This is a genomic window from uncultured Gemmiger sp. (assembly GCA_944388105.1).
In the GTDB taxonomy this organism is placed as follows: Bacteria; Bacillota; Clostridia; order Oscillospirales; family Ruminococcaceae; genus Gemmiger.
On the sequence record CALXHN010000068.1, the window covers coordinates 1 to 11,440 of the forward strand.

Here is an 11,440-nt window from a genome sequence, read left to right on the forward strand (position 1 = left end):
CTGCCATACAACTACGAAAGGCTCCCCTTGACGGGGAGCCTTTGCCTTATTTGAAGAGAGAATAGAGATGAGAATGTCAAAAGAAAGAATTTATTCCGGCTTTGCCTCGGTGGAACGGGCAGGCAGCGGGATCTCGGGCATGAGTTCGTCCGAGACGATGCGCAGCATCCGCTCCAGGCTCTGCAGTTCCTCCATGGTGAACCGCTGCTTGGCCCGGTCCACCACCTTCTGCAGATAGGCATAGCTGATGCTGTAATAATCAATGTACTTGCGGGTGGGGTACAGGTGGTATTCGCGCTTGTCGGTCTCCGACTGCACCTTCTTCACATACCCCTTCTTCACCAGATTGTTGATCTTGTAGGCGGCGTTGGGGGTGGACAGGTTCATCATGTTGGAAAACTCCGCGATGGTCGGGCTGCCCAGCGCCATGATGACCTCCATGCAGAAGGATTCCACGGTGGTCAAGGTGGCTTCGCGGGTGGCAAACTTGTTGAAAACCTGTTTGTAAAAATGCAGCTTGAACTTGGTATACACCTGTTCAAAGGCCTGGTCCAGCATGGCAAAAACCTCCTGGGGATCGGGGGCGCGGGACGCCGTGCCGCGGGCGCGGCGCAGACGTATGGCCGCCCGGATCTGTTTTGTATCCTTACAGGTCAGTATACCATGTTTCGGCGCGATTGAACAGCCCTGTGTGGTCACTGGGCGTTCTCCCGGTCGACGATGGCAAAGGTCAGCTCGGCGTTGACGGCGCGCACACCGTCCACCCAGGCCGTCGCCTTGCCAACGCCCACAGGCCCGTGGCGTTCCACCAGTTCACATTCCAGGGTCAGCACGTCCCCGGGCACCACCTGACGGCGGAACCGGGCGTTCTTCACCCCGCCGAACAGCGCCAGCTTGCCTTTGGCGCCCTCCTCACTGAGGGCGGCCACGGCGCCGCACTGGGCCAGGGCTTCCAGAATGAGCACCCCGGGCATCACCGGCTGACCGGGAAAATGCCCCTGGAAAAAGGGTTCGTTCATGCTCACGCACTTGATGCCCCGGGCCCACTGGCCGGGCTGGTAGTCGGTGATGCGGTCCACCAGGGCGAAGGGATACCGATGGGGCAGGATCTCCGCGATCTGGGAGGCCGAAAGCACCCGCGGCGGATCATTTGCAACAATGGCCATGGTTTCAGCCCTCCCAGCGCTTGAAGATGACGGCGGCGTTGTGTCCGCCGAAGCCCAGGCTGTCGCTCAGGGCGTAGTCCACCTGTTCTTCCAGACCCTGGTTGGGCAGGTAGTCCAGGTCACATTCCGGGTCGGGGACCTGCAGGCCGATGGTGGCGGGCAGGTAGCCTTCGTGCAGGGCCAGGGCGGTAAAGACGCCCTCCACCCCGCCGGCGGCCCCCAGCAGGTGGCCGGTCATGGACTTGGTGCTGGACACATGGAGCTTGTAGGCGTGCTCCCCGAACACCGCCTTGATGGCGGCGGTCTCGCAGGAATCGTTCAGGTGGGTGCTGGTGCCGTGGGCGTTGATGTAGCCGATGGCCTCGGGGGCCAGGTCGGCGTCCTTCAGGGCCAGACGCATGCAGTCCGCACCGCCCACCCCGCCGGGGGCGGGAGCGGTGAAGTGGTAGGCGTCGCAGTTGGCGCCGTAGCCCACCACCTCGGCGTAGATCTTGGCGCCCCGGGCTTTGGCGTGTTCCAGTTCTTCCAGGATCAGCATACCGGCGCCCTCGCCGATGACAAAGCCGCCCCGCTCAGCGTCAAAGGGGATGGAGGCGCGGGTGGGGTCCTCGGTGGTGTTCAGGGCCTTCATGCTGGTGAAGCCGCCCACCCCCAGAGGGCTGATGCAGCTTTCGGCGCCGCCGCAGATGGCCAGGTCCTCGTACCCGTCCCGGATGCGGTGGAAGGCATCGCCGATGGCGTTGGTGCCGCCGGCGCAGGCGGTGACCGGGCTGGTGCACATGCCCTTGAGGCCGAAGCGGATGGCCACCTGGCCCGCCGCCATGTTGGCGATGGACATGGGCACAAAGAAGGGGCTGACCTTGTCAAAACCCTTGGCTTCGCCCTTGGCGTGCTCCTCCTCGATGGTGGGCAGGCCGCCGATGCCGCTGGAGATGATGGTGGCGAACCGGCTGGCGTCGGTGGTTTCCATATCAATGCCGGAATCGGCCATGGCTTCGGCGGCAGCGGCCACCGCAAACTGGGTGAAGCGGGCCATCTTGCGCGCTTCCCGCTTGTCCACGCGCACGGCGGGGTCGAAGTCCTTGACTTCGGCGGCTACCTTGACCTTGCTGTTGGTGGTGTCGTAGTGGGTGATGGGCCCCACGCCGCACACCCCCTGCTTGATGGCGGCCCAGCTTTCGGCCACCGTGTTGCCGGTGGGGTTGACCGTGCCCAGGCCGGTGATGACGACTCTGCGTTTTTCCATGGGAAACCTCGCTATCCTTTATATACAAATTACCTCAGTGCCAAAACGATGGGTTCCGCGGGCCCGCAATGCCCGCGTATATTTTGGGGAACAGGACCCGGCTACCGCAACGTGCGCGCCTGTGCCCCGAATTTTCAAATCCGTTCCCGTCGGCGGACACGCGCCGACGACGGGAACACCGCCAGGGAAATTTTGCGCCGAATTGTGTGCGAGCCGCTGTGCGGCGAGTGCGCGGTTCGGTGCGAAATTTTGTCGAAGGGGTGTCCAAGAGGGGGAATAGACCCGTTAGGCAATTGCCGTGCGGGGCTGTTCCCCCTTTTGCCCCGCCAGGGGAGTTACATGCCCATCCCGCCGTCCACGCACAGCACCTGTCCGGTGATGTAGGCGGCGTTGTCGCCGGCCAGGAAGGCCACCGCATTGGCCACATCCTCCGCCGCGCCGATGCGCCCCGCCGGGATGCCGGCCATGGCCGCCTGCTTGGCGGCGTCGGTCATGGCGTTGGTCATGTCGGTGGCGATGAAACCGGGGGCCACCGCGTTGACGGTGACGTTCCGGGCGGCGAACTCCTTGGCCAGACTCTTGGTCAGGCCGATGAGCCCCGCCTTGCTGGCGGCGTAGTTGGCCTGACCCGCGTTGCCGTGCAGGCCCACCACGCTGCTGATGTTGACGATGCGGCCGTACCGCTGGCGCATCATCAGCTTGCAGGCGGCCTTGCAGCAGAAGAAGGCGCCCTTCAGGTTGGCGTTGATGACCTTGTCGAAATCCTCCGGCTGCATGCGCAGGATCAGCTTGTCGGCGGTGACGCCGGCGTTGTTCACCAGCACATCCAGACGGCCGAAGGTCTTGGCCGCGGTGTCCACCAGGGTCTGGCAGGCGGCGGGGTCGGTGACGTCCCCCTGCAGGGCCACGGCCTCCACGCCGTAAGCGCGGCAGTCGGCGGCGGTCTGCTCCGCGGCGGCGGAGCTGGCGGCGTAGTTCACCGCCACATTATAGCCCTGGGCGGCCAGGGCCAGACAGATGGCCCGACCGATGCCCCGCCCGCCCCCGGTGACCAGGGCGGCGCGGCGGATGTTTTCAGCTTCGCTCATGCCCGGGCCTCCTTGAGGGCGGCGACGGCGGCGGTGAAGTCGGCCATCGTCTCGATGTTCAGGCAGGTGATGGCGCTGCCCACGGTCTTTTTCACAAAGCCGGAGATGGTCTTGCCCGGACCTACCTCGACGACGGTATCCACGCCCAGCTCGGCCAGACGGCGGATGGTGTCCTCCAGGTAGACGCTGCTCTGCACCTGCTTTTCCAGCAGGGCGGGGATGGAATCTCCCGCATTCATCTCATGGCCCAGGCAGTTGAAGAGCACCGGCAGTTCCATGGGCTGGAAGTCGATGGTCCGGAACTTTTCGGCCAGAGCATCCCCCGCCGGGTGCATCAGGCTGGTGTGGAAGGGGCCGCTGACCTTCAGGGGCAGGCAGCGCTTGGCGCCCGCCGCCAGGGCCAGCTCGGCGGCCTTGTCCACGGCGGCCTTCTCGCCGCCGATGACCAGCTGGCCGGGGCAGTTGTAGTTGCAGATCTGCACCACGCCCAGAGACGCGGCCTCGTCGCAGCAGCGCTGGAGGGCTTCCCGGTCCAGCTTGAGCACGGCGGTCATGCCGCATTCCAGCCCCTCGGAGGCCTTGGCCATGGCCTTGCCGCGGAAGGCCACCAGCTCCACCGCGGTTTTGGCGTCAAAGACGCCCGCACATTCCAGGGCGGAGTATTCGCCCAGGGACAGGCCCGCGGCGTATTCGGGGCGGATGCCCTCGGCGGCCAGCATGGCGGTGACGCCCACGGCGAAGGCCACCATGCAGGGCTGGGTGTATTGGGTCTGGTTGATGACCCCCTCGGGGTCGGTGAAGCAGGTGGTCTTCAGGTCAAAGTCCAGGCCCTGGGCGGCCTCATCAAAGACCTGCTGGAACACCGGGGAGGCTTCGTACAGATCGGCGCCCATCCCGGCGTGCTGGCTGCCCTGACCGGCATACAGGAACGCAAGTTTCATGATGCAATCTCCTTTTTTCACAGCTGGATGGCGGCCACTTCCCCCAGACGGGTGCGGCAGTCGGCCATCAGATCATCCAGAATGGCGGCCACCGGGCGCACTTCCTTGAGCATGCCCGCCACCTGGCCGGCCATCAGGCTGCCGGTGTCGGTGTCGCCCTCAAAGACGGCACGGCGCAGGCTGCCCAGGGTGTACTTTTCCAGCTCCATCTTGTCGGCGCCCGCTTTTTCCTGGCGGACATACTCTCGGCTCATCCGGTTCTTCAGCACCCGGACGGGGGTGCCGCCGATGCGGCCGGTGACGATGGTATCGCTGTCCTTGGCCTTGAGCAGGGCGGCCTTGTAGTTGGGATGGATGGGGCATTCCTCACTGACCAGCAGGCAGGTGCCGATCTGGGCGCCGCAGGCACCCAGGGCAAAGGCGGCGGCCAGCTGGCGGCCGTCCGCAATGCCGCCGGCGGCGATGACCGGCACGTCCACCGCGTCCACCACCTGGGGGACCAGGGCCATGGTGGCCATCTCGCCCACATGGCCGCCGCTCTCGGTGCCTTCGGCGATGAGGGCGTCGGCGCCGCACTTGACCAGGTGCTTGGCCAGCACGGCGGCGGCCACCACCGGCATGACGGTGATGCCGGCGGTCTTCCAGCTTTCCATGTACTTGCCCGGGTTGCCGGCGCCGGTGGTGACAAAGCGGACCCCTTCCTCCACCACGATCCTGGCGAACTCGTCCGCCTGGGGGTGCATGAGCATGATGTTCACGCCGAAGGGCTTGTCGGTGAGCTGCTTGGCCTTGCGGATGTTCTCCCGCAGGCTGTCGGCGTTCATGCCGCCGGAGCCGATGAGCCCCAGGGCGCCCGCGTTGGAGCAGGCGGCGGCAAATTCGCCGGTGGCAATGTTGGCCATGCCGCCCTGGATCAGGGGGTATTTGGTGCCCAGAATCTCGTTCAGCAGTTTCATACAGCCCTTCCTTTCACCGTGATGAGCATACCGCCCCAGGTCAGCCCGCCGCCGAAGCCGATGCAGGCGATGCGCATGCCCGGGGTCAGGCGGCCTTGTTCGGCCAGTTCGTTCAGCGCCACCGGAATGCTGGCGGCGCTGGTGTTGCCGTGGCGGTCCATGTTTTTGTAGAATTTGGCGGGGTCGGCCCCCAGTTTCTTGACGCAGTGGTCGATGATGCGGCTGTTGGCCTGGTGGCAGACCACCCAGTCCAGGTCCTCCAGCGTCTTGCCGGAAGCTTCCAGCACCGCGTGCAGGGTGCGGGGCAAAGCGTCCACCGCGAACCGGAAGACCGCCCTGCCGTCCATGCCGATGGGCCCGCCGGCGGGGGTGGTGATGGCCATATCCCCCCGGGCGCCCAGGTCGATGGCAAAGCCGTCGTCCTCGGCCAGTTCAAAGACCGCCGCCCCGGCCCCGTCCCCGAAGAGGACGCAGGTGCTGCGGTCGGTCATATCCATCAGGCGGGACAGCTGTTCGCACCCGATGACCAGGGCGTACCGGCGGGTGTCGTTCTCCCGCATGGCCAGCAGGCCCCGGGCCACCCCGGCCCCGTAGATGAAGCCGGAGCAGGCAGCGTTCACGTCCAGCACCGGGATATCCTGGGGCAGGCCCAGTTCCTTCTGGACCAGGCAGGCGGTGCTGGGGGTGGCGTATTGGGCCGACAAAGTACCGCAGACACAGCAGCCGATCTGCTCCGGGGCAAGACCGCTGCGCGCCAGCGCCTGCCGTGCCGCCGCCACCGCCAGGGTGGTGGCGGTTTCGCCTTCGGCGCAGAAATGCCGCTGGCGGATGCCGGTGCGGGTGGTGATCCATTCATCGCTGGTATCCACCAGCTGGCTCAAATCCTCGTTGGTCACCAGGCGGCCGGGCAGGGCCCCGCCGGTGGCGATCAGCTGCAAACCTTTCATACTTTCCCTCGTATCTATGTCACAAACCGATCTGACGGTACTTTTTGTAACGCTGTTCGGCCAGGGCCTTGCCATTCAGCTTGCACAGCTGGGTCAGGTGGCGTTCCAGCGCCGCGTCCAGGGCGGTGAACAGGGCCTTGTGGTCCCGCTGGGCGCCGCCCAGGGGTTCGGGGATGACCTCCTCCACAATGCCGTCCTGCTGCAGGTCATGGGCGGTGAGCTTCATGATGTCGCAGGCTTCCCCGCTGCGGGAGGAATCCTTCCACAAAATGCTGGCAAAGCCTTCGGGGCTGAGCACCGAGTAGACGGCGTTTTCCAGCATGAGGATGTGGTTGGCCACGCCCAGGCCCAGGGCGCCGCCGCTGCTGCCCTCGCCGGTGACAACCGAGATCACCGGCACGGTCAGGCCGCTCATCTCGGCCAGGTTGCGGGCGATGGCCTCGCCCTGGCCCCGCTCCTCCGCCTCCTTGCCCGGGTAGGCGCCGGGGGTGTCGATGAAGGTGATGATGGGACGGCCGAACTTTTCCGCCTGCTTCATCAGGCGCAGGGCCTTGCGGTAGCCTTCCGGTCCGGGCATGCCGAAGTTGAACCGGAGGTTCTCCTCGGTGTTGGAGCCTTTGCGGTGGCCGATGACGGTGACCGGCAGGCCCTTGTACCGGGCGATGCCCCCCAGGATGCTGGGGTCTTCCCGGCACTGGCGGTCGCCCCGCTGCTCAAAGAAATCGGTGAAGAGCACGTCGATGTACTCATCGATGCGGGGGCGGCCCTGATGCCGCGCCAGGAACACCCGGTCAGCGGCGGTCAGGTCGGTGCACTGGTTCAAAAGCTCGGTGCGGCGGGCTTCCATGGCTTCCAGGTCGGGGGTGTCGGCGCCGTCGTTGCCCAGCAGTTCGTCGGCGGGGTCCTGGGAGGCGCCTGCCTCCCGGGCGGCGGTGATGGCCGCGTCCAGGTCCTCGACCTCTTTCAGAATATCCTTGATCATGCGCCGTGCTTCCTTCCTTGGGTGTGAAGTTTGAGGATGCGGGTCAGGGTGGCTTTCATCTCGCTGCGGGGCACCACCTGGTCCACAAAGCCGTGGTCCAGCAGGTATTCCGCCCGCTGGAAGCCCTGGGGCAGCTTCTGGCCGATGGTCTGTTCAATGACACGGGGGCCCGCAAAGCCGATGAGGGCACCGGGCTCGGCCAGGGTGATGTCCCCCAGGCTGGCAAAGCTGGCGGTGACGCCGCCGGTGGTGGGGTGGGTCAGGTAGCTGATGTACAGCCCGCCCTTGGCCTGGAACCGCTGGATGGCGGCGCTGGTCTTGGCCATCTGCATCAGGCTGAAGATGCCTTCCTGCATGCGGGCGCCGCCGCTGGCGGAAAAGATGATCAGGGGCAGGTCCTTCCTGGCGGCAAATTCCACCGCGCGGGTGATCTTTTCGCCCACGGCGGTGCCCATGCTGCCCATGAAGAAGCGGCTGTCCAGCACGGCGGCCACCACCGGCACGCCGCCCACCTTGCCGGTGGCGGTGACGGCCGCGTCGGCCAGACCGGTCTTGGCCCGCTGGGCTTCCAGCTTTTCGTCATAACCGGGGAAATCCAGGACGTTCTTGCTCTGCAGTTCCCCGTCCAGCTCCCGGAAGGAGCCGTGGTCCAGCACCATGCTCAGGCGGTAATACCCGCCGATGGGCTGGTGGTGGCCGCAGTTGGGGCAGACATACAGGGTGCTGGCCCAGGTCTGGCGGGTGGCGCGTCGCTCGCACTTTTTGCAGGTGAAGTAATGAGGCGGCTGCCAGCGGGGGCTGTCCAGCCCGGCATCACGCCGTGCCTTGAGCTGGAACATGCGCTCCCGGCTGCCGACGGCAAAGATCTTGCCAACGTCCATGGATGTTCCTCCTGTTGATTCTTGGGATGATGTGGGGCGCCTTACGCTCAGGCGTTCTGGGTCAGGTAGTTGAAGATGTCGCCCACCGTCTTCATGTTGGGCAGCTCCTCGTCGGGGATGGAAACGCCGAAGGCTTCCTCAATGGCCATGTTCAGCTCCACGGCGTCCAGGCTGTCGGCCTGCAGGTCGTCGGCCAGGCTGGCTTCCATGGTGACCTTCTCTTCGTCGGCGTTCAGGGTGTCCACGATCACGTTCTTCAGTTCGTCAAAAGTCATGGGGATTCTCTCCTTATCTCTGTATACATGGTGTCCGGCCGGGGTTCCGGGCCGGTCGGTCGTTCGGATTTTACCTAAATTTATTTAGCTAAATCGAACGATGCCATTATACACCTCCCGGGGGATTTGTCAAGAATTTTACCTTAATTTTTTGAGGTATTTCCAAAAAACGGTCCGCCGCCCGGGGATTTCTGGGCGTTTTCATAAAATATTCAGGCATTTTTCGCAGATAAGGGCCTAGGATTTCCCCCATAGGTATGGTAATATGGAAGGGCGAAGGCGGCGGGCGCGGGGCGCGTTCCGGCCGCCTTACCCGGGGCTGCGGCCCCGAGCAAAGGAGTTTTGGGAAGTTGAGCACACTGTTGTTTGAGATCTGGATCTGTTTTCTGGCGGGGGCCGGGGCAGGCATCGGCACCGGGTTTGCGGGCATGAGCGCCGCCACCGTCATCAGTCCCATGCTCATCACCTTTCTGGACATTCCGGCCTACGATGCCATCGGCATCGCTTTGGCCAGCGACGTGCTGGCCAGCGCGGTGAGCGCCCGGACCTACGCCAAGACCGGGGCCATCGACCTGAAAAACGGCTTTGTGATGATGTGCGGGGTGCTGTGCATGACCCTGGTGGGCAGCTGGCTGTCCACCTTTGTGCCGGACGGTACCCTGGGCAACTTCTCGGTGGTGATGACCCTGCTGCTGGGGCTCAAGTTCCTGTTTTTGCCGGTGACCTCCACCAACCGCACCATGCGGGGGGGCAGCCGGGCCATCCGCATCCTGAAAGGGGCGGTGGGCGGTTCCATCATCGGGCTGATCTGCGGGTTCTTCGGCGCCGGGGGCGGCATGATGATGCTGCTGGTGCTGACGGTGGTGCTGGGCTACGAGCTCAAGACCGCCGTGGGGACCAGCGTCTTCATCATGACCTTTTCCGCCCTGACCGGGGCGGTGAGCCACTTCACCCTGGGGGCGCCGCCCCGGCCGGACCTGCTGATCCTGTGTGTGGTCTTTACCCTGATCTGGGCACAGATCGCGGCGCGCATCGCCACCCGGGCCTCTACCCTGACGCTCAATCGCCTGACCGGCATGATCCTGACCGTGCTGGGCGTTGTGCTGGTGTGTATCACCTACTTATAAGCGAGCTTTTGGAAGGTTTGTAACGGGAGTGAAGAAGAAATCATGGAGCTGAAAAAGCGGAAGAAACTGATCATCGGTATCCTGATTGCGGTGGTGGTGCTGATCGTGGCAGTGCCCCTCATCGTGCTGGGGGTGTCCAAGGCATTCACCGCCCAGGAGAGCGTGGTCCGCACCGACTGGGAGTTCGAGACCGGGGACACCATCGGGGAGAACGCCCAGGAGGGGGTGACCTACGCCGAGGCGGAACTGGGGGACGGGCTGCGTGCGGTGCAGCTGATCCCCGACGGCATCGACGAGGAAGGCTTCACCTACTATGACACGGCGGTGCAGGAGCGGCTGGCCGGGGCACTGGACAGCCTGAAGGCCAGCATGACCTGGACCGCCACCACCCCCCTGGCCGTGCTGAACCCCTTCGGCACCGCCAGCAACGAGCTGTATCTCTACTTCCAGACGGATGTGGCCACCAAGGTGAGCTACACCATCCATGTGGAGGACGAGGACATCCCCGACTACACCGCTTACGCGGCGGACGCTTCGGGGCAGGAGTACAGCCGCATCCACGAGTTCCAGATCATCGGTCTGGTGCCCGGGGAAACCAACCAGGTCACCATGACCATCTCGGGCAGCTGGGGCAACGCCCGCCAGATCGTGAGCTTCACGGTGGAGATGCCCGAGACCCGCTCCGGCTACGCCACCAAACTGGAAGTGACCGACGGCAGCTCCGACGCGGCCCAGGCCGGCGGGCTGTTTGCCATGATGCGGGTGAACGGGTATCTGGGCTACGGCTTCTTCTACGACAACGACGGCATCCTGCGCTATGAGATGGTGCTGGAAGGCTACGGCCTGGACCGGATGCTCTTTGACGGAAACGAGATCATCACCTGCGTGTCCTCCTCCAAGCTGGCCCGCATCAACGGGCTGGGAGAGGTGACCCAGGTGTACGACCTGGAGGGCTACGAGCTGCACCATGACATCGGCTTCGGCGCCGATGGGGAGGTGCTGGCCCTGGCGGAAGAGGTGGACGGCGAGACGGTGGAGGACCGGGTGCTGTCCATCGACCTGGAAAGCGGGGAGGTCTCTGAGATCCTGGACTTCACCCAGGTGATGCAGGGCTATTTTGACATGACCCGCCCCGTCACCCCCACCGATGACTTCTTCTGGCAGGCCGGGGAATGGGACTGGATCCACCTGAACAGTTTGCAGTACATGCCGGAGGATGACAGCCTCATCGTCTCCTCCCGGGAGACCTCCACCATCATCAAGGTGACCGGCATCCACAGCGCCCCCGCCGTGGACTGGCTGGCCGGGGACAGCCGGTTCTGGGCGGACACCCCCTACGCCGACCTCTGCCTGACCCAGGTGGGCGACTTTGTGCCCCAGTACGGCCAGCACTGCGTGGAACTGCTGGCCCAGGAGGGGGACGGGGTGTATACCCTGGTGATCTACAACAACAACTACTGGTCGCTGAACACCCGGGACGACTTTGAGATGGAGGTGGCCGACACCGTGGGCACCGACCTGTACGGCGACGGCAGCGAGACCAGCCAGGTGTACATCTACCGCATCGACGAGAACGCCCGCACCTTCGAGCTGGCCGACGGCTTCGACGTGCCCTATTCCAGCATCGTGTCCGACGGGGTACATTGCGACAACTCGGACAACTGGGTGGTGAACAGCGGGGTGTCCATGGTCTTCGGGGAGTACGACCCCGAAGGCGTGCTCATCCGGGAATACAAATACGACTGCACCATGCAGAACTACCGGACCTTCAAGTATGACATGACCGGGTTCTGGTTCGGCTGATGCCAGCAAGAAAAAATGGCCTCCCTCA

At 64.5% G+C, this 11,440-nt stretch carries 12 protein-coding genes; 2 read left to right on the top strand and 10 right to left on the bottom strand.

What is annotated here, in order from left to right; all coding sequences use genetic code 11:
• Positions 1-90: 90 nt before the first annotated feature.
• The 10 genes from Q0K17_RS08150 to acpP all read right to left on the bottom strand — a co-directional run bounded on the left by Q0K17_RS08150 (position 91) and on the right by acpP (position 8,482).
• Complete coding sequence (locus Q0K17_RS08150; RefSeq protein WP_294542037.1) at positions 91-558, bottom strand: MarR family transcriptional regulator; 468 nt, start codon at positions 556-558, stop codon at positions 91-93.
• Positions 559-695: 137 nt separating this feature from the next.
• Positions 696-1,166, bottom strand: a complete 471-nt coding sequence (fabZ, locus tag Q0K17_RS08155; RefSeq protein WP_294542039.1) for a 3-hydroxyacyl-ACP dehydratase FabZ — start codon at positions 1,164-1,166, stop codon at positions 696-698.
• A gap of 4 nt (positions 1,167-1,170) precedes the next feature.
• Positions 1,171-2,412: a beta-ketoacyl-ACP synthase II gene (gene fabF / locus Q0K17_RS08160; RefSeq protein ID WP_294542041.1), complete on the bottom strand. Its 1,242-nt coding sequence runs from the start codon at positions 2,410-2,412 to the stop codon at positions 1,171-1,173.
• A gap of 335 nt (positions 2,413-2,747) precedes the next feature.
• Positions 2,748-3,500: a 3-oxoacyl-[acyl-carrier-protein] reductase gene (gene fabG, locus Q0K17_RS08165; RefSeq protein WP_294542043.1), complete on the bottom strand. Its 753-nt coding sequence runs from the start codon at positions 3,498-3,500 to the stop codon at positions 2,748-2,750.
• Entirely contained in the window at positions 3,497-4,441 is a 945-nt protein-coding gene (fabD, locus tag Q0K17_RS08170) for an ACP S-malonyltransferase (RefSeq protein ID WP_294542045.1), read from the bottom strand. The genes fabG and fabD overlap by 4 nt, the downstream gene beginning before the upstream one ends.
• A gap of 17 nt (positions 4,442-4,458) precedes the next feature.
• Positions 4,459-5,397, bottom strand: coding sequence for a nitronate monooxygenase (locus Q0K17_RS08175; protein WP_294542048.1), 939 nt, complete (start codon positions 5,395-5,397; stop codon positions 4,459-4,461).
• Positions 5,394-6,344, bottom strand: a complete 951-nt coding sequence (locus tag Q0K17_RS08180) for a beta-ketoacyl-ACP synthase 3 (RefSeq protein ID WP_294542050.1) — start codon at positions 6,342-6,344, stop codon at positions 5,394-5,396. The genes Q0K17_RS08175 and Q0K17_RS08180 overlap by 4 nt, the downstream gene beginning before the upstream one ends.
• A gap of 19 nt (positions 6,345-6,363) precedes the next feature.
• The gene (locus tag Q0K17_RS08185) at positions 6,364-7,326 is read right to left on the bottom strand and encodes an acetyl-CoA carboxylase carboxyltransferase subunit alpha (RefSeq protein WP_294542052.1); all 963 of its coding nucleotides are present in this window, start codon (positions 7,324-7,326) and stop codon (positions 6,364-6,366) included.
• Positions 7,323-8,207 (bottom strand): acetyl-CoA carboxylase, carboxyltransferase subunit beta, encoded by an 885-nt coding sequence (gene accD, locus Q0K17_RS08190; RefSeq protein WP_294542054.1) that lies wholly within the window; start codon positions 8,205-8,207, stop codon positions 7,323-7,325. The genes Q0K17_RS08185 and accD overlap by 4 nt, the downstream gene beginning before the upstream one ends.
• A 47-nt stretch (positions 8,208-8,254) precedes the next feature.
• Positions 8,255-8,482, bottom strand: coding sequence for an acyl carrier protein (gene acpP, locus Q0K17_RS08195; RefSeq protein WP_294542056.1), 228 nt, complete (start codon positions 8,480-8,482; stop codon positions 8,255-8,257).
• A 359-nt stretch (positions 8,483-8,841) separates the two neighbouring features.
• On the opposite strand from acpP, the gene Q0K17_RS08200 reads away from it, so the two are divergent.
• Both Q0K17_RS08200 and Q0K17_RS08205 read left to right on the top strand, forming a co-directional pair.
• Complete coding sequence (locus Q0K17_RS08200; RefSeq protein WP_366776817.1) at positions 8,842-9,609, top strand: sulfite exporter TauE/SafE family protein; 768 nt, start codon at positions 8,842-8,844, stop codon at positions 9,607-9,609.
• Between the two features lie 42 nt (positions 9,610-9,651).
• On the top strand, positions 9,652-11,412 hold the full coding sequence (locus Q0K17_RS08205; RefSeq protein ID WP_294542061.1) for an aryl-sulfate sulfotransferase: 1,761 nt from the start codon (positions 9,652-9,654) through the stop codon (positions 11,410-11,412).
• Positions 11,413-11,440 lie beyond the last annotated feature (28 nt).

Bases quoted from the DNA above. Each gene is read 5' to 3' on its own strand.
- acpP (WP_294542056.1), bottom strand. From the start codon at position 8,482: ATGACTTTTGACGAACTGAAGAACGTGATCGTGGACACCCTGAACGCC.
- Q0K17_RS08150 (WP_294542037.1), bottom strand. From the start codon at position 558: ATGCTGGACCAGGCCTTTGAACAGGTGTATACCAAGTTCAAGCTGCAT.
- Q0K17_RS08205 (WP_294542061.1), top strand. From the start codon at position 9,652: ATGGAGCTGAAAAAGCGGAAGAAACTGATCATCGGTATCCTGATTGCG.
- Q0K17_RS08175 (WP_294542048.1), bottom strand. From the start codon at position 5,397: ATGAAACTGCTGAACGAGATTCTGGGCACCAAATACCCCCTGATCCAG.
- fabG (WP_294542043.1), bottom strand. From the start codon at position 3,500: ATGAGCGAAGCTGAAAACATCCGCCGCGCCGCCCTGGTCACCGGGGGC.
- fabZ (WP_294542039.1), bottom strand. From the start codon at position 1,166: ATGGCCATTGTTGCAAATGATCCGCCGCGGGTGCTTTCGGCCTCCCAG.
- fabD (WP_294542045.1), bottom strand. From the start codon at position 4,441: ATGAAACTTGCGTTCCTGTATGCCGGTCAGGGCAGCCAGCACGCCGGG.
- accD (WP_294542054.1), bottom strand. From the start codon at position 8,207: ATGGACGTTGGCAAGATCTTTGCCGTCGGCAGCCGGGAGCGCATGTTC.
- fabF (WP_294542041.1), bottom strand. From the start codon at position 2,412: ATGGAAAAACGCAGAGTCGTCATCACCGGCCTGGGCACGGTCAACCCC.
- Q0K17_RS08185 (WP_294542052.1), bottom strand. From the start codon at position 7,326: ATGATCAAGGATATTCTGAAAGAGGTCGAGGACCTGGACGCGGCCATC.
- Q0K17_RS08180 (WP_294542050.1), bottom strand. From the start codon at position 6,344: ATGAAAGGTTTGCAGCTGATCGCCACCGGCGGGGCCCTGCCCGGCCGC.